The 17,538-nt window shown below is 67.6% G+C and carries 14 protein-coding genes and 1 pseudogene; 12 read left to right on the top strand and 3 right to left on the bottom strand.

Going from position 1 to position 17,538, the window contains the following annotated elements; all coding sequences use genetic code 11:
• The first annotated feature begins 66 nt into the window (after positions 1-66).
• Positions 67-1,341 (top strand): FAD-dependent oxidoreductase, encoded by a 1,275-nt coding sequence (locus ABN611_RS39320; protein ID WP_350277395.1) that lies wholly within the window; start codon positions 67-69, stop codon positions 1,339-1,341.
• 267 nt (positions 1,342-1,608) lie between these two features.
• Complete coding sequence (locus tag ABN611_RS39315; RefSeq protein WP_350277394.1) at positions 1,609-2,010, top strand: VOC family protein; 402 nt, start codon at positions 1,609-1,611, stop codon at positions 2,008-2,010.
• Positions 2,011-2,084: 74 nt separating this feature from the next.
• On the opposite strand, the gene trxA is transcribed toward ABN611_RS39315, so the two are convergent.
• Both trxA and ABN611_RS39305 read right to left on the bottom strand, forming a co-directional pair.
• On the bottom strand, positions 2,085-2,474 hold the full coding sequence (trxA, locus tag ABN611_RS39310) for a thioredoxin (RefSeq protein WP_350277393.1): 390 nt from the start codon (positions 2,472-2,474) through the stop codon (positions 2,085-2,087).
• Between the two features lie 151 nt (positions 2,475-2,625).
• On the bottom strand, positions 2,626-3,501 hold the full coding sequence (locus ABN611_RS39305; protein WP_350277392.1) for an aldo/keto reductase: 876 nt from the start codon (positions 3,499-3,501) through the stop codon (positions 2,626-2,628).
• 453 nt (positions 3,502-3,954) lie between these two features.
• Here ABN611_RS39305 and ABN611_RS39300 point away from each other — a divergent pair, with 453 nt between their 5' ends.
• The 10 genes from ABN611_RS39300 (at position 3,955) to ABN611_RS39255 (ending at position 16,388) form a co-directional block, all read left to right on the top strand.
• On the top strand, positions 3,955-5,223 hold the full coding sequence (locus tag ABN611_RS39300) for a conjugal transfer protein (protein ID WP_350277391.1): 1,269 nt from the start codon (positions 3,955-3,957) through the stop codon (positions 5,221-5,223).
• 49 nt (positions 5,224-5,272) lie between these two features.
• Positions 5,273-5,560, top strand: coding sequence for a hypothetical protein (locus tag ABN611_RS39295; RefSeq protein WP_350277390.1), 288 nt, complete (start codon positions 5,273-5,275; stop codon positions 5,558-5,560).
• Positions 5,560-6,132: a hypothetical protein gene (locus ABN611_RS39290; RefSeq protein ID WP_350277389.1), complete on the top strand. Its 573-nt coding sequence runs from the start codon at positions 5,560-5,562 to the stop codon at positions 6,130-6,132. The genes ABN611_RS39295 and ABN611_RS39290 overlap by 1 nt, the downstream gene beginning before the upstream one ends.
• Positions 6,119-9,121, top strand: a complete 3,003-nt coding sequence (locus ABN611_RS39285) for an ATP-binding protein (RefSeq protein WP_350277388.1) — start codon at positions 6,119-6,121, stop codon at positions 9,119-9,121. Before ABN611_RS39290 ends, ABN611_RS39285 begins: the two co-directional genes overlap by 14 nt.
• Complete coding sequence (locus tag ABN611_RS39280; RefSeq protein WP_350277387.1) at positions 9,118-11,112, top strand: type IV secretion system protein; 1,995 nt, start codon at positions 9,118-9,120, stop codon at positions 11,110-11,112. The genes ABN611_RS39285 and ABN611_RS39280 overlap by 4 nt, the downstream gene beginning before the upstream one ends.
• Before the next feature lie 174 nt (positions 11,113-11,286).
• Entirely contained in the window at positions 11,287-11,922 is a 636-nt protein-coding gene (locus ABN611_RS39275; protein ID WP_350277386.1) for a hypothetical protein, read from the top strand.
• Between the two features lie 117 nt (positions 11,923-12,039).
• On the top strand, positions 12,040-13,080 hold the full coding sequence (locus tag ABN611_RS39270; protein WP_350281744.1) for a hypothetical protein: 1,041 nt from the start codon (positions 12,040-12,042) through the stop codon (positions 13,078-13,080).
• 91 nt (positions 13,081-13,171) lie between these two features.
• Entirely contained in the window at positions 13,172-14,230 is a 1,059-nt protein-coding gene (locus ABN611_RS39265; RefSeq protein ID WP_350277385.1) for a M48 family metalloprotease, read from the top strand.
• Positions 14,227-15,882: a TraM recognition domain-containing protein gene (locus tag ABN611_RS39260; protein ID WP_350277384.1), complete on the top strand. Its 1,656-nt coding sequence runs from the start codon at positions 14,227-14,229 to the stop codon at positions 15,880-15,882. The genes ABN611_RS39265 and ABN611_RS39260 overlap by 4 nt, the downstream gene beginning before the upstream one ends.
• 275 nt (positions 15,883-16,157) lie before the next feature.
• Positions 16,158-16,388 (top strand): hypothetical protein, encoded by a 231-nt coding sequence (locus ABN611_RS39255; RefSeq protein WP_350277383.1) that lies wholly within the window; start codon positions 16,158-16,160, stop codon positions 16,386-16,388.
• 45 nt (positions 16,389-16,433) lie between these two features.
• On the opposite strand, the pseudogene ABN611_RS39250 reads toward ABN611_RS39255, so the two are convergent.
• Positions 16,434-17,537: pseudogene (locus tag ABN611_RS39250) on the bottom strand (winged helix DNA-binding domain-containing protein).
• Position 17,538: the final 1 nt, after the last annotated feature.

Raw genomic sequence — 17,538 nt, 5'->3', positions numbered from 1 at the left:
TCATTCATCGCCGCAATGGTGTGATCGCACCATGACAGCCGCTCGCGACGGCCGCACCATCGATACATGACCACAGCTGGTTCCCCCGGTAGCACCCACATCGTCCCCGACCGCGTCGCCGTCGTCGGCGCGGGCATGGTCGGCCTGGCCACCGCCTGGTTCCTCCAGGAGGCGGGTGTCGAGGTGACCGTGCTCGACCGTGAGGGCGTCGCCGCCGGCGCGTCGTGGGGCAACGCCGGATGGCTGACCCCGGGCCTGGCCACCCCGCTCCCGGAACCGGCGGTCCTCAAGTACGGCGTCCGCGCGGTGCTGAGCCCCTCCTCACCGGTGTACGTTCCACCGACCGCGAGCCCGCGGCTCCTCAAGTTCCTCACCCGCTTCGCTCGCAACAGCACCGCCGGACGCTGGAAGACCGCGATGGACGCGCTGGTCCCGATCAACCGGCAGGCGTTACCTGCGTTCGACTTCCTGGCCAAGGCCGGCGTCGAGGCGCAGACGTACGAGGCCAAGTCGTTCCTCGCCGCGTACCGTACGGTCGAGGAGCGCAAGGTGTTGCTCGAAGAGATCGAGCAGATCCACGCCGCCGGCCAGGGCATCGAGTTCGAGGCGATCAGCGGTGACGACGCCCGCGAGATCGAGCCGTCGCTGTCCGACGAGATCGGCGCGGCGATCCGGCTGCACGGCCAGCGGTTCATCAACCCCGGCGAGTACGTCAACCAGCTCGCCGACTCCGTGCTCGCCCGCGGCGGCCAGATCATCAACGGCGTCGACGTCCGGGACATCGTGGACGAGATCCGCGGCGTCCGGCTGGTCACCGGCGACGGCGAGACCGACCCGTTCGACGCGGTCGTGATGGCGACCGGCGCCTGGCTGGGCGATCTGGCCAGGCAGTACGGCGTCCGCACCGTCGTCCAGGCGGGTCGCGGGTACAGCTTCAGCGTGCCGATGGCGCACGTACCGGCCGGCCCGGTGTACTTCCCGGCGCAGCGGATCGCCTGCACGCCGCTGGGCGACCGGCTCCGGGTCGCCGGGATGATGGAGTTCCGCAAGCCCGAGGCGAAGCTCGACCCGCGGCGGATCGACGCGATCGTCGACGCCGCCCGGCCGCTGCTGCGCGACGCCGACCTGGACGCGCGGACCTTCGAATGGGTCGGGCCGCGGCCCTGCACCCCGGACGGCCTGCCGCTGATCGGCGCCACCGCGTCGCCGCGGGTGTTCGCCGCCGGCGGGCACGGCATGTGGGGCATCACCCTCGGCCCGATCACCGGTCAGCTGCTGGCCGAGACCATCACCACCGGCCGTACCCCGGAGGAGCTACGCCCCTTCAACCCACTCCGCTGACCGTTCTCCGCTGACCGGTCGTCGCCGACCGATCTCCTGTTGACCATTCCCTCCGACCTGGAGGGGCCCCAACGACGTGGCCCCTCCGTCCCGCTGACCGTCACCTCGAGCGCCCTCTCGGTGAGCCCACTCGGGCAGCGCCTCACCTGCCCGCGCCTCCTCCGGCCACCCTGTCGCCGCTCCGGTCAGCCCCAGAGCGGGCCCTGGCGTCTTTCTCCTGCCCAGGGCCCGCTCTTTTCTGTCGGTGGGCCGTGGGACCGTGCTCCCATGGTGCTTCGCTGGTACACGCTCGTGATCGACTGCCACGACGTCCGCAAGCAAGCGGCGTGGTGGGCCGAGGCGATCGGCTGGAAGACGATCATCGAGTCCGACGAGGAATGCGTGAACATCCCCGCCTGGGTCGAGCCGGACACGGTGAAGGACATCCCGTGGGAGCGGATCGGCCCCGGGATGGTCTTCGTGAAGGTTCCGGAGGAGAAGACCCTCAAGAACCGCCTGCATCTCGACTTCGCCCCGCATCTCAGCCAGGACCGCGACGCCGAGATCGCGCGCCTGGAGTCCCTCGGCGCCCGCCGCGCGGACGTGGGCCAGACCGAGGACAACTCCTGGACCGTCCTCGCCGACCCCGAGGGCAACGAGTTCTGCGTCCTGAGCTCGCGCGCGTACTGAGAAAGCAACTGGTCCGGGAGTTCGGCAGGAACTCCCGGACCAGCTGTCAGTGCGTGGGGATCAGCGTGTATTGATCAGTGCGTGTGCGGCTCGGTGCCGTGCTCGGCCTCGTGGGCCGCGATCTGCGCCTTGACCTCGTCCATGTCGACCGCGCGCAGCTGGCCGATCAGGTCCTCCAGGCTCGCGGCCGGCAGCGCACCGGCCTGCGAGTACAGGACGACGCCGTCGCGGACCGCCATCAGGGTCGGAATGGAGCGGATCTGGAAGGCCTGCGCCAGCTCGACCTGAGCCTCGGTGTCGACCTTGCCGAAGGTGATGTCCGCGTGCTGCTCGGACGACTTCTCGAATACCGGTCCGAACATCTTGCACGGGCCACACCACTCGGCCCAGAAATCCACCAGTACGAGACCGTCGCCACCGACCACCTCGTTGAAGTTGTCCTGGGTCAGCTCGACCGTTGCCACTACGACCTCCGAAAGTAGATGAGTACGCCGTAGTCAACACCGAGCGGGCCGCAACTTGTTCCCGCACCCCGGATCAGGGCGCCGGCCGATCTCGTACGCCGTACGACCTGACCGGAATGCGGAGTCTCGAATGTGACCTGGGGCACGTCCGTCAGATCGGCATGTCCACGAAGGGTGACGCGTAGTCCCGCACCTCGTCGAGGATCGACGCCGCGGCCTCCGGCGTCAGCTCGGCCCGCTCGCGCTCGGCGACGATCATCTGTTGCAGCAGCCGGGTCTCGCCGGCGGTGGCCAGACCGGTGATCTCCGGATGCCCGTTCAGCAGCCAGGCGGTCGCGGCGGTGATGTAGCGCTGCTCGTCGAACGGCCGGTACCAGGTGTCGTACGCCTTCTGCTCGCCGTCCTGCCAGTTCCGCCGGGCGATCATCTTGATCGTCATCAGCGCGGCGTCGGACGCCTTGACGGCGTCGACCAGCGCCGCGTAGTCGGCGGCGTACTGCGGATCGGTCGACAGCTTGTAGTTCAGCGGGGTGAGCACGCTGTCGAAATCGAACCGGCGCAGGCCCTCGGTGTGCACCGACGGTGCCAGCGCCGTGTGCCCGGTGATGCCGATCGCGCGCACCATGCCCTCGTCCTTCGCCCGGATCGCCGCCTCCAGCGAACCGCCCTTGCCGGTAACGAGGTCGAGGTTCTCCAGGTCGCAGACGGCGTGCATCTGGATCAGGTCGACGTGGTCGGTCTGCAGGCGCTCCAGCGACCGGTTGATCTCGCTCCAGGCCTCCTCGAACGTCCGGCGCCCGGTCTTGGTGGCCAGGAAGATGCGGTCCCGGATCTCCGGCATCCGCGGGCCGAGGCGGAGCTCGGCGTCGCCGTAGTCGGCGGCCACGTCGAAATGGTTGATGCCGGCATCGAGCGCTTCCTGGATCGAGGCGTCGGCACGGTCCTGGTCGACGGCGCCGAGGCTCGCGGCGCCGTAGATCAGCACCGAGCTCTGGTGGCCGAGTCTGCCGAGTCTGCGGGTTTCCATCCTGGTCCTCCAGGGGGTAGCAGGGATCACTCCGACCTTATGCCTGGAAGCCGTCCCGGCAAGCGGTTGTCCACAGCCGAATTTGACCCCAAGTCACGGGAGAGTTTTCCACAGGCAACCCGCCGGATCGGTTACACTGCGTGATCAGTTGATGCGTTCTTTACCATGTTGTTCGCACGGATTTTCGAACCTGTCCGTGGTGTATGGCATGGTGTGCGCTGCCCGGCGACCCGAGCGGGCATGAGAGAGGAGCTATGACGACGGTGCCGAAGGTGTCACGCTTGGCCGGTAACAGTGCCGGTGAGGGTGACGCTGCCCGCAGGCGGGGTAACAGTATGGCTGCGGGGAGCGATGGACCATCCGGATCCTGGGCTCAGGTCTCCCGGAGGGCGGTTGCTTGCCGTATCCTCCCGGCTACTGTCCGCGTAACTGCTGTCTGAGGGGCGGGTAGGGATGAGTTGGTGGCGAACGTTGCTGAATCTGCCGCCAAAAGGTGAGCACTGGTCGGACCAGCGCCGGACGAATCAGCGTCGGACCAAGAAGCCGGGCAAGGGACGCCCGCAGAGCACCGCGCCGGAGTGGTGGGCCCACCCCGGCGGGCCGGTGTCACCTACCCCTCGCCAGGCGCAGGGCGTGGCCGCGCAGTACGCCGCTCCGCAGAACCTGGCGCCCCCGCCCGGCGGTGTGATGGCACCGCCGCGCCGGCCGGCCGGCCGGACGCCGCAGCCGCCGCCGCACCAGGAGCCGGGACACCGCACACCCGAACGTTTGAAACAGCGTTCCCCGCACGGTGCGCACGCCGCGCCGGGGCCGGTGCGCGAGGTGCTCGAGCCCGGGCAGACGCCGTGGTCGACCGAGCCCGAGTCGTCGTTCTCCACCTGGGCGCGGCGGTTCTTCCGCGGCCTCGTGGTCGTCGTACTGCTGCTGGCCGCGATCAGCGGAATCCGTTCCTGGATCAGCCCGAACCGGATCCCGCCGACAGTGGTCAGCGGTCAGAACAGCTTCCCGTCCGACGAGGCCCGCGCGGTCGCCACGCGGTACTCCGTCGCGTATCTGACCTGGGACGAGAACAACGCGGACGCCCGTCCCGCGCAGATCGGCCTCGACCTGGCCGCCGGCCTGGACAGCCGCGCCGGCTGGAACGGCCGCGGCAAGCAGACCGCCGACGTCGCGTACCCGGGCGAGGTCAAGGCCGACTCCAACGGCATCACCGCCACGGTCGACGTGCGGGTGCGCGTGCACAAGTTCACCAAGCAGGGCAGGACCTGGGCGGCCGGCCCGACCTCGTGGTTCCGGGTCTCCGTCCCGGTCGCGCGGACGTCGGCCCGCGTCGTGGTCAGCGGGCCGCCGACGTTCGTACCGGACGAGCGGGCTCCGCTGCCGAGCAACATGCCGGAAGCCGGTCGGCCCGACGACGAGCTGACCGCGGCGACCGAGAAGGACGCCGAGGCGTTCTTCAGCGCGTACGCCGAGTCCGACAACAAGGTGTCGGCGGTGACCGCGCCCGGTTCGACCATCCGCAGCCTGAACGGTGCGGTGAAGTTCGGGGAGCTGAAGGACTGGCAGGTGTACGCCGGCAACGACGACGAGCGGCGGGCGACCGCGGCCGTCACCTGGAACGGCGTGGGTGACACCACGCTCGACCAGACCTACACGCTCACGCTGCGGCGTACTGTCGCCACGGACGGAGCACAACGATGGCAAGTGGCTGCCGTCGGATGAATCCAGCTACTGGCCATCGGACGACCGAGGCAACAAGGGAGACACCGCAATGACGACGCACGAACTGGCTGCGAGCGTGATCCAGCTCGCCCTGCCCATGGCCGACAGCAACGTCCCCACGGGCGCGGACTTCAAGGACTGGGTCCTGGTCATCGCGGGGAACATCTTCATCGCCATCCTCGTGCTGCGCGCGATCGGCCACTACTTCAAGCGCGAGTGGGGCGAGCTGTTCGGCCACATCGCCGCCGGGGTCCTGGTCGGCGGGCTGATCTACGCCAACAACCAGACCATCAACGTGCTCAAGGGCTTCTGGGGATTGCTCTCCGGAGGTAATTGATGCGCGTCGGCCGTACCCTCACTCACCACTTCGAGATCGAGACCCGGCAGTACGACCTGCTCGGCATCGACCTCGGAGAAGGCGCGCGGCGCCGGATGATCATCTTCGGAGCCGTGATCATCGTGGCGTGGATCGCGCTGCTGTTCCCGTTCGTCGGCGTACCGCAGAAGACCACGGTCAGCCTGTACATCGTCCCCCCGTTCGTCATCACCGCGTTCGGCTGGCGGCCCGGCAAGTTCCACGAGCGCCGTCGGCGGGTGACCGAATGGGCGCTCTCGGTCCGGTTCGCGCTGCGGGCGCACCGGCCGATCATCGGCCTCGGTGCCCGCGCCGCCGACAAGTCGGAGTACCTGCCCTGGCGTGAGCGTGTCTCGACCCGGAAGGTGGCCGACCTGGCCAAGGCCCGGATCACGCCGGAGTGGGAGCGCGAGGTCGTGGTGGAGGCCGACCCGATGGTCCGCGCGGGGGCGGACATCACCGTCAACCAGCGCGCCCGGCTGCTGGGATCGGATCACGTACAACGGGTGAGTCGCAGGACGTCGTCAGGAAGAGGCCTGAATGAAGATCGCTGACAAGCTCCTGAACCTGGTGGGGGTCGGTCGCGAGCGCGGCCTGCCACCACCGCGCCTGGTCGCCATCGCCGACGGTCTCCTCGTGACCGAACGCAGCGCGGAGGCGTGGTTCCTGATCTCCGTCGCGAACACCGACCTGGCGACCGAGTCCGAGCAGGACGCGGCGCTGGATGCCGCGGTCAGCGCGGCCGCGACGATCCTCGGCGACCGGCTGAGCCACCTGAAGGTCGTCTGGGGACGGTCCACCGGCCAGGACTACATCGACTCGGTGGCCGGCCACTACCGGCTCGGCGACCACGAGGCCTGGGCGCAGACGCGGGCCGACCGGATCGACGAGATGCGGATGCCGGAGCGGTACGTCGCGCTCGGCGTCCACCTGAGCGACCGTGACCCGCGGGCGACCGCGCAGGTCCGGGGCTCGATCAGCGACGCCCTCGGGACGACGTCGTGGCGGGTGAGCGCGCGCGAGCTCGCGCACCTGGACGAGCGGGTGCGCAAGCTCGCTCGTCAGCTCGGCTCGACCGTCTGGCGGGCGCACACCGCGCCGGCCGAGGTGATCTCCTGGCTGATCAGCCGCGAGATGCACCGCGGTGCGGTCGCGGCTCCGCGGCGCGGCCTGATCACGGGTGCCTCGCTGGCCCGGCTGACGTCCGGGCGCGTGGTGCCGTACACCGACCACCTGCGGATCTACGACACCCGCGGCCAGATCGCGGCGTACACGACCGTCCTTGCGATGACCGACTTCCCCGAGGAGCTCGAGACGCCGGGCGCGGGGGAGTGGCTGCGGACGCTGTCCGAGATCAAGGCGATCGACGACGACGGTGACGAGATCGACGTCACCGTCGAGGCGTCGGTCCGGTTCCGCGTGCTGACCAAGAAGACCGCGCGCCACCTGGTCGACGAGACCCGGAAGAGCGCGAAGGAACAGCGCCGTTCGGCCGCGAAGGGTACCGCGGAGGAGACCGCCGACGAGATCGTCGAGACCGAGCGTGTCATGCGTGAGGTCAAGCGCGACATCAACCGCAGCGGCCTGACCCTGGTCGAGGACCACCCGCGGCTGCTGGTCAGCGCGGACACCCGCGAGGACCTCGAGGCGTACGTCGACGCGGTGATCGCGCACTACGCGGACCGCGGCATCACCGTCGCGGTCGGCGCCGACGAGCAGCGCGACCTGTGGCTGGAATCCTTGCCAGGTGACCAGCTCCGGGTGCCCGATCTCGGACATGTGCGGGAGTCGACCGCGTTCTTCGGGTCCTGGTTCTGGGGCGGCGCGTCGATCGGCGACGCGACCGGTCCGGCCATCGGGTACCTGACCGGATCCACGCCGGGGCTGGTGCGTTTCGACGCCGCCGCCGGCTCCGCGCTGGGTGACGCGACGACGACGCTGTTCCTCGGCCGGTCGGGTCGAGGCAAGACGACGGCCGCGATGCTCGGCGGCCTCGATTCTGCCTTCGCCGGCGCGTGGGTTCCGCTGCTCGACCTCAAGGGCGACGCCGCGGGCGTCTCCGCGGTCGCGGCTGAATACGGCGTACCGACTGCGGTCATCGAGATCACGGCGCAGTTCTCCGGCGCCGCGGACCTGCTGCGCGTGCTGCCTGTGGACGACGCGCTGCTGCAGGCGCCGTCGCAGCTGATGCTGCTGCTCCCGCCGCATCTTCGCGGCGCGGCGGAGGCCCCTGTCATGGCGGCGACCCGCGCCGAGATCCAGTCGCCCGATCCGTCGTCGTGGGGCGTCATCCAGCGGCTCTGCGCGGCGGAATCCGAGACCGTGCGTACGGTCGGGTTCGCGCTGCGGGACCTGGTCGAGACCGGCCTCGGTTCGGTCGTCGCCGGCCCGCCGTCGGGCCTGTCCTCGCTGACCACCAACCCCGGCCTCTGGGTCGTCCAGATGCCCGGCCTCACGCTGCCCTCGCCCGAGTCGGCGCCCGAGTCCTGGTCCCCGATCGAACGCGTCGGCATGGCCTGCCTGCGCGGCTGCCTGGCCTGGATGGTCCGTACGACGGGCCGCCGCGAGTTCCGCGGCCGCTCGAAGGTCGTCATCGTCCCCGAGGTCCACCTGCTCACGAAGACCCCCGACGGCGCGTCCTTCCTCGACTACATCGCCCGCGTCGGCCGCGCGCTCGGCGCCTCGCTGGTCCTCGACACCCAGGACCCGGCCAGCATTCTGAAGCTGCCCGGCCTCGTCGAGCAGATCACCACCCTCTTTGCGTTCAGCCTCCGCTCCCGCGAACAGGTCGACTCCCTGCTCGAACTGCTGGGCCGCCCCCAGACCCCGCCGTACCAAACCCTGGTCCGCGGCATCAACACCGCCGCCAACGGCAAATCCATCCGCCACGGCCACTGCATCATGCGCGACCGCTGGGACGAAGTAGCCACCGTCCAAATCGACATCCCCAGCCAGCAGGTAGCCGCCCTACTCCGCACCACCCCCGAATCCGAACACACCACCACCCCAACGACCGCGCCCCCGGACCTGCCCCCAGAAGACCCGTTCGCCGCCGACGAGGAGCCCGCCCTCGAGGGCGCGTCGGTCCAGACGGAGGCGAGCGGTCGGATCGTCTCTCAGCCGGCCCCAGCCGCGCCTGGCCCGCTCGAGCGACCCGAGCAGACGCCGACCGATCCGACGCCGGAATCACCCCCGGCGCAGCGTTCCGAGCCTGCGGCGTCTGCTGCCGAGAACCGAGCATCGGCCGGATCCGGGATTCAGGCGGATGCTTCGCGGGAGAACCTGCCGCGACCTGCAGCGCCGTCGACTCCCGTTCCAGCTGGTGTCGCCCAACAGAATGGTCACCCACCAACACCGGCAGGGGATGACCACTACCGTTCGTTGCGCTACGAATCCCCCATCGGCCCTGACGAGGTCTACGACCAAGAAGCCGACGAAGCCGCCTACAACGAGGCGATGTATCCCGCCTACGACGGGACTGAGCCGTCCAACGGCACCGATCGGCCCGCAGCCACCCCGAACGGCAAGGAGCATGTCGCATGAGGTGGCAGCGCCGGGTTCGTACGGCGCTGGCCGTCCTGGCCATCTCATTGATCGTCAGCTCGCAGGTCGCGCTCGCAGCGGACCCGGAGCAGCCGACGACCCCCACCGGGTTTGCAGATCTGCTCCCGACGCCTGACCTGACGCACGGTGACACCAGAACACTCTTCGAGCAGTACTCACCGATGGCGTTCAGTTTGGACTTCGAAGGGAGCCTGCGGGATCCACTGCGGCCGATCTTCAACTCGTTCGCCCAGCTGCTGATGATGTTCGTCGTTGCCGCCACGCGGGCCGGGATTTCAGTCGGCTGGTGGCTGTTCTCGTTCACCGACATTCGCCCGCTGATGAATGCAACCGCGGGGGCGATCGGCGGCGTCAGCGGACAGCTGACCGCCTGGTTGTTGCCGACAGCTCTCGCATTCGGAGCCATCGCGGCGTACGTTCATCGACGCTCATCGGGTACTGCCTTCGGGCAACTTGTTTGGGTGTTTGCAGCGGGTCTGCTGGCGATCAGCCTCGCCTTCGGTGCCACGACCTGGCTGAAAGGAATCGACGGCGCACGTCAGGTTGGTGCTCAGACAGTGATGGGTGCGTCTGACCAGGTGTTGGGGCAGACGCTCAAGACTCCGATCGAGATGCCGGAACCAGCTTTCCCCGGGAGTTCCCGCGACACGATGCTCCGAAAGTCCGGAGATTCCGCCTGGCGAGGGTTCGCCGCAACCCCCTGGTGCATCGCCGAGTTCGGATCCATTGATGCATGCAAGCGGTACGGAAAGGGACTGCTGGACGTCGGCGTCGATTCCGACAAGCGGATGGACTACATCAACAACGTTGTCGCCAAGGGAGAGGGCAGCGACGATGCTCCGACGGTCAAATGGGCGAAGGGTGAGAACGCCTTCGGGCGCGTCGGCGTGCTCCTGGTCGCCGCTGTGGCAGCTGCAATCTATGCCTACCTGATCATCGGCCTCGCTGTGACAGCGCTGATGGCCTTCGTCGGTTGTTTGGTCCTGTTGGTCGTCGGCGTGATCTTCGCTTGCTTGTTCATCGTTCCTGGACGCTCGCGGCAATGGGGAATGAACTGGCTCGAGTCGCTCCTGGGGCTGATCCTTCAATCGGTCGCAGCCATGCTTGTGTTCGGGATCGCTCTCTCGCTGTTGACCGCGGTCTTCACAATGAGCGGCACTCTGGGCTGGCTCCCGGTGACCTGCTTGGCGCTCGTGGTGCTTGTCGCGGCGTACAGGCTCCGACGGTTGTTGGAGAATGTGACGTCGTCGATGCGGCCGGGGCTCGGCAGCATGGTGATGGGCTCGTATGCGCGACACGGTGCGGTCCAAGCCGTCCGGCGTGTGGTCACAGCCCTTCGTAGCAGAGGGGCGGCGCCGACTCCCGCAGAACGATCGAAGGACAGCCGTCGGCGGCCTGCGGACACGACCCCAGCGGAGCGCGTGGAGACCAATCGCAATTACCGGACCATGCCGCCGGCTGGTGGGCGTGTCCCGCGCGGAGGAGACGAGTCGCAAGGCGCGACCTCCAGCGGCCGGCCTGCGCCGATCGGCCAGGCAGCGGGGGAGACCGGCGGCAGGCGACCCGTCGGCACCGCGCCGGCGGCGGGGCGTCCCGGTTCGGTGTTGGTACCGGCGGCACTCGGCGGTTCGAAGGTCGGCCAGCGCGACAACAGCTCGCGTCGCCGAACCAAGGACACGATCTACCAAGGTGGCTCCGCCGAGCCGAGCAAAGCGAGCAGGAATGGTGGCTCGTCTGCGGCCACGGTCAGCCGCAGCTCAGGACGTCACGCGAAGCCGTCGGCAACCGCGGCACAGCTACGCAACGGAGGATACGAACCACGCCGCACGCATTCTTACTCGGCGAGTCTCCGAGAGGGCCCGCCGAAGCGGTCGCGGGCGGCTCGCCGGCAGCCGGCGCTGACCTCGAGGGCTTACCGGGAGTACTCCGCGGTCCATAGCGCGCCGACTCGTCCGTCCGGAGGACGGTGAGGCACTTTGTCGGGATCTCGCGAACACGGACAGGACTCAGCTGACGGCACCTCGACGGAGCCGACCGAGAGCTCCAAGCGAACGTCGCGCCGCCAGCGCCGGGCAGAGGATGCCGCTCGCCAGCGCGCGGAGCTGCGTGATCGAAGGCGTAGCGAGCCTGCGAGCCCAGTTGGGGTGATCGCCGTCGTGGTCTTGCTCGCAGTCATTGTCCTGGGCGTCGGCGGAGGACTCCCGCGCCTCTTCGGGCAGGAGTCGAACGACCAGGGGCCAGTCGGTCTGCTCACGCCGGGTAATGGCCAAACCGAGGAACCGGGCACCTCCCAATCCTCTCCTGCTGTCGAGACGACAGGAACAAGCATCACACCGACCGAGCCGCTGACCACACCGCCGCCGCAGACGGTGCGGCCCGGTGCCGCTGCGACTGCGGCGGTAGACACCACGACACGCAACTGGGCGAACCTGTTCTACAGACGGACCCCAGCTACCGAGACCTATCAGCAGTTGGTCGATCGGGCCACGCAGTTCACGACGCCCGAGCTAGCCACGAGCTTCGCAAGCGCGGGCGATCCGACATATGAGGCGTTGCGGACGTCTGGAGGCACGTCCAAGGTTCTATCAGTCAATATCACCGCGCCGAGACCGGATTCGGCACCGGCAGATACGCCGACGAGGATCACTCGTCTGGTCACCGTAAAGGTACAGACGACGGGCAAGGACGCGGCCACATTCGATGTGCCGCTACTGGTGACGGTCTTTCGCGACGATGCGCGGTGGCTGGTGGGATCGGTCGACGGGGGGACCGGACCGTGATGGCATCTCCGGGCGGCAGCCGTGTTTAGCGGCCGTGATCTGGCTCAGGCTGCCGGTTTCGCGGGCGCTGGGAGCATCGCGCCGAAGATCGCTGGCATCGGTGCGATCGTGACCCTGATGGTCGTAGTGGTCCTCGCTCCTTTCGGTGCGACAGGTGACCAGGTCAGCGCGGCCTGCCCGCCGGGGGCTGGCCAGGAGCCTGAGGCGAAGGGCACGCTCCGGGCAAGCCAGATCGCGTACGCCAGAATCATCGACCGCGTTGCAGTGCAACGTGGCCTGCCTGGACAGGCGACGTTGATTGCACTGATGACGGCCCTGGTGGAGTCGGATCTGCAGAACCTGAACTATGGGGACGCAGATTCAGTCGGCCTCTTCCAGCAACGTCCGGGCGCTGGATGGGGAACACCCGCCGACATCATGGATCCAAGTTACGCCGCGAATGCCTTCTTCGGCGGTGCCGAGCCGCCGAGCCCACCCGGGCTGGTCGACATCGATGGATGGCCATCGATGAGCCTCGGCGATGCCGCTCAGGCGGTGCAAGTCTCGGCGTTTCCTGACCGGTACGCGCTCAGAGAGGAGCAAGCACGCCAGATCGCACAACTGGCCCGGATCGACCTCAACCGCGCCGGCGATCCGTACGCCGGTCGCAGCGGTGGTCAGCCAGATGCCGGAGGCACACCAACGCCGGCCCAACCGGGCGGTGACTGCGGTGGCGGGGTAATTGACGGCAAGCCGGTAGATGGAACCTGGCCGCCAGAGGATCAGTCAGTCCCGGACCCGACCGGCACCGGGGGCATGCTGACGCCCAGGACCGCGGCGTGGGTTGCTGCCGCACGAACCGCTCTCCAGAACCCGAGCATGTCGTGTTGGGATGCCCATCTCTGGAACCCGACCAGTGACCATCCGAAGGGGCGAGCCTGCGACGTATTCGTCGGCGGTGACGGCCGCAAGAAGCCGGCGGCTCAGGCGAACGGCGATCGCTATGCGAACTGGACGATCCAGACGGCCGGCCAGACCGGTGTGCGCTACGTGATCTGGTACGGGAAGATTTGGAGTGCACGGACCGGCCAGTGGCGTCCGTACAACGGCGGTGGAGTTTACGATCCGTCGAGTGCATCAGGTGGACATTTTGACCACGTGCATGTCTCCATGTACTGAGATTTGCATCGGACAGGTGGAACCGGCCGATGGTGGCAGGACGAGGTGAGGGAGTTGTCGACTGTGAGTCGCCGGATGCGGGAGGTCGTGGATGAACGCATCTGACGGAAAGGACGACCGGCCGGGCTCCTTCTCGGCCGACGGTTGGCAGCCGGTCTCGCGTGGTCCCGGCCGCGGAGGGGCGCCAGATGCTCCCAACACCGCCCCCGGGTCGTTCAGCCCGATCGACGGGCCGCCTCAGTCTGCTCCGCCGCCTCAGCAAGGCGTCCGAATCTCAGTGCCGTCCGCGGCGGAACTTTTGCTCGGTATTCCTTGGGCGCTGTGGAGTTTCGGTGTGGTGTCGTCAGTCGCGGCCTGGTTCTCGCCGGACTGGGTGAGCCTGTTGATCGTTGTGCTCTGGGTCGTCTCGGGTGTGGTCGTCGTCTGGCCCGCCACTGAGGACTTCATCGCGAAATACCTGTACCGCCTCCGTCGGCCGACTCTGATGGAACAGCAGAAGCTCGACATATCGTGGCGCACAGTTTGTGCACGTGCCGGAGTCGATCCTGGCCATTACCGGCTCTGGGTAGAAGAATCTGACACGATCAACGGTGCGGCCGTCGCGGGTCACTCCGTCGCCGTCACGCGTTGGGCGCTGAACAACCTGCCCCCCAGACAGTTGCAAGCCGTGCTCGCACATGAGTTGGGGCATCATCGTGGCGGTCATCCCTGGGCGACGTTGCTCGTGTTCTGGTACGCGCAGCCAGGTCGGTTGATGGTCTCGCTCATCCAGGCGCTGTTTCGCCTGGGCGGCCGCGTGCCTGCGCTCGGCTGTGTGATCGTAGGGTTCTTCACCCTGGCGCTTGCCGGGCTGATCCTGAACTCGATGATATTCGGCAACTGGAGCTGGGCCGGCTACGCGATCCTCCCGTTCCTCGTTCCGATTCCGCTGGCGTGGTTCAGCCGCCGAGCCGAGTTGATGGCGGATCGCGTGGCCGGCGAGTTGGGCTACGCGCGAGACACCATCGCGTTCCTCTACGATCTCCAGTCCCAGGGGCAGGACGTCGCTCGACGCGCGGCCGGGTGGCGTGGAGCGATGTACGCAACCCATCCGACACTTGCTGATCGAATCCGAACCCTGGAGCGCTACGCGCAGGGAACGCGAGCATGAACAAGCGCCGCGAACAGTTCGAGTCCCTGAAGAGGAAACTGGCGGCGATCACCGGTGCCGGGGATCCCCAGCCGGCCGTTGTGTCGCAAGGCGCAGTCCAGCCGGTCGCGCAGCCTTGGGATCTGATCCGCGCATCACACGCCGAGCTCGCCGAAGAACTCGATCGACTGGCGAGTGGACCGGATTTCGGAGATGTGGATCGCGCCCGAATTGCCCACGTCATCGCGCGCGCCGGCGATGAGCCTGCTGAACTGGATCGGCTGACTGACGCGATCCGTCGAGAGCATGGCGCTGCACTGGTTCACCCGTCGCAGCAACGGAATCTGCCGGGGCGTCGGTTCGCGGTCCACAATCTGGTCGCTGGGCAGGTACGGCTCGGCGAGGTCATACCGGATCACCGCAGCGATTACGAGGTATCCGGCGATTTCGGCTTGGACCTGGATGTCCTTCGTACGTCGCTCCTGGTTATCGGCCCGCCCGGCTCGGGGAAGACTCGCGGAATCGCGATCCCGGTCGTCGAGCACCTGTCCCTCGCGGCGTTGACCGGTAAGGCCAGCATGGTCGTTGTCGACCCCAAATCGACTGACTTCGCCTACGATGGCTGGTTCGACATCACGATCGATCCCCTGAACCCCAGTTGCGGGTTCAGCTTGTTCGGTGGATCGCGGACCGCCGACGTGGCCGCCGATCGTCTCGCCTCGGCTCTGCTTCCGCCACGGGTCACCGACGACAAGGCGTACTTCATCGACGCTTCGAAGAACGCGCTCTATGCCTGCTTGGAACCTTTCCATGCGGCCTACCAGCGGTGGCCGACGGTGCCTGAATTGCTCGCGCTGCTTCGAGCTGATCAAAGTGCTGTCGACGGTGTGAAGTCACGGCTGCGGGGTCCGGGGGCGAAGGACCTCAAATCGCTGCTCGATACGCGCCGGACGCAGACGCAGCGGACCACTGACCCGGCGGCAAGTTTGGTCGAGCGGTTCGCGCTCCTCGATCGGCCGTCGCTTCGCAAGTTGTTCGACCATCCGGGACCGACCTTCGAGATGCGTGACCTGAACAGGCCGGTCCGTGTCCGGGTCTCGCTCCCGGAGGCTGAGTATCCGGACGCGTCGCGGATCCTCGCCCGGCTCGTCGTGTCCCAGTTCGTGCAGATCACATCCTCGTCGGAGGCGGACCGGTCGATATTCAAAGGTCTCGTCATCGACGAGGCTGGTCGATTCGTCGACGACTATGTCGCGCGTGGTGTTCAGAAGTTGCGGTCCAACAACGCGGGCCTGGTTCTCCTGACGCAGACAATGGCGGATTTCCCGGCCGACGTGCGTGCGACGGTCTTCGGGTCCACTGGCTGTAAGGCAGTGTTCGGCGGAATCGATCCCGCTGACGCGGACATCTTCTCTCGATGGTTCGGCGATCAGTACGTCACCGAGACGACGATCAACAGGAGCGCAACCTCAGGTGTTCGCTACGACCAGTACGGCTCGGTCGGAGGCCGGACGGAGAGTCATACGGCTGGGTACAGTGCTCGTCGCATCGAACGAGCCCGCTGGACCGTCTCAGACATCATCACCGGCGTGCCATCCGGACACGCCCTCCTGTCGCTCGCACGATCGAACGGGGCGCGCGTGGGACCCGTGCTGGTCAATCTCCGGGGCTGAAGCAGACCGCGGCGCACGGAGTCGAGTCCAAAGATGCGCCGCGGTCTCATCGGAATCAACGGTGTTAGCGCACCTCCGCCGACACCAGAACGATATCGGATGACGGCGTTGGAGGACCACCTAGGGCACGCTGGCGGGTTGCGGGCGGGTCTTGCTAGCCTTCTCGGAAAGACAGAAGTACCACTCGGTGCTTTCGTTCACTTGTGATCGATTCGCCGCGTGGTTGTTAGCGCAACTCTTGGCGAATTCGTCACCTGACACCAGGAGTCGAGTCCATGGTTGCCGCCAACACCCGTCGTAAGCGCACATCTTTCGAAAAGAAGGTTGAGCGTTGGAATGCCAACTTGGTTGCGTTGACCTCGTTGATGGTAAGCCTGATCGGTCTGCTTCGGCGGACTGTCCAGGTGATCCTGATCGTCGTTTCCGTGATCGCGGTGTTCTCTCCGGGGCTTTTGCCGCTCGTGGCTGCGGTATCGGCCCTGCTGCTGCAGGTTCGGCGCTCGTAAGTGCGAGGCACAACAGCCCGACCCTCGTGGTCGGGCTGTTGTGCGTCATCGGGCGAGGCGTTTTACGTCGTGGGTTTTGTTGGGGGTGGTGAAGGTTAGGAGGGAGTGGGCCTCGGATTCTATGGATTGCCAGGCCTGGCGGGGAAGGGGTGTGAAGGGGGTTATCTCCAGGGTGGCTTGGGATTTGGTGGGGGTGGTTAGTTTCCAGAGGGCCTTGGGGTGGCCGTCGTGGAGGATGGTGCCTCTGGTGAGGAGGTCGCGGAGGGGGAGTTGGCTGCGGGTGGTGGGGTCCAGCCAGCGGGTTCGGTTGGTGTGGGAGAGGAGGAGGTTGTCGTATTCGGGGAGGAAGCGGGTGGGGGCGGGGGTGTCTTCGGCGGGGAGGGGGTGGTCGGGGAGGTCGTAGAGGGTGCGGCCGGTGTCCGTGTCGGTGTAGGTGCGGAGGTTTAGGCGGGCGAAGATTTCGGATAGGCGGGTCAGGCCGGACCAGGTTTGGGCGTCGGAGATCGAGGCGGGGCCGAAGGCGGCCAGGTAGCGGAGGATCAGGGCTTCCGGGGACGGCTGCGAGGTGATGGGGGAGTTCAGCCAGAGGTCGGCGGTGGTCATGGCTGGGCTGCCGGATTTGTTTCAGAGGCCTCGGGGTGGGGTTTGGATGGTGGGGAGCAGGCAGCGGACGGCGTGGGCCAGGGCCGCGGGGTCGCGGTCAGGGTGGAGTGGAGCCAGGTGGTCGCGGAGTTGGGCGGCGGTGGCGGGGCTTTCGGTCATGCGGGCGATGCCGGCGGACAGGACCGCGTCCATGTCGAGGCCTTCCAGGCGGTGCCGGCCGTACGTCGTGTTCTGGTAGACCTCGCGCTCCAGGCGCGGCTGTACCAGCGGGCGGAAGGCGAGGAAGTCGCGGCTCGAGACCAGGTGGATCGTTGCCCGCATCATCGAACCGCGGACGGCCTGGCGGGTTTCCAGGAGCGTGACGAGTTCGGCGGGGTCGAAGTTCGTGAGACGGGTCCACAGGCCGACGTACGGCGCCTGCGGGGACTGGGCCTGCATGCCGGCGAGGTGTTCGATCGCCTCCAGGGCGGTGGCGTCGCGGCGTTCGAGGAGCCACTGGCGGTCCAGGGTGGCGCGGTTCAGGGCCCGCAGGCTCAGTCTCTGCATG

Origin of the sequence: Kribbella sp. HUAS MG21 (assembly GCF_040254265.1) — a bacterium.
In the GTDB taxonomy this organism is placed as follows: Bacteria; Actinomycetota; Actinomycetes; order Propionibacteriales; family Kribbellaceae; genus Kribbella.
The sequence above is the reverse complement of the archived record's forward strand: the minus strand, read 5'-3'. Positions and strand labels throughout refer to the sequence as shown.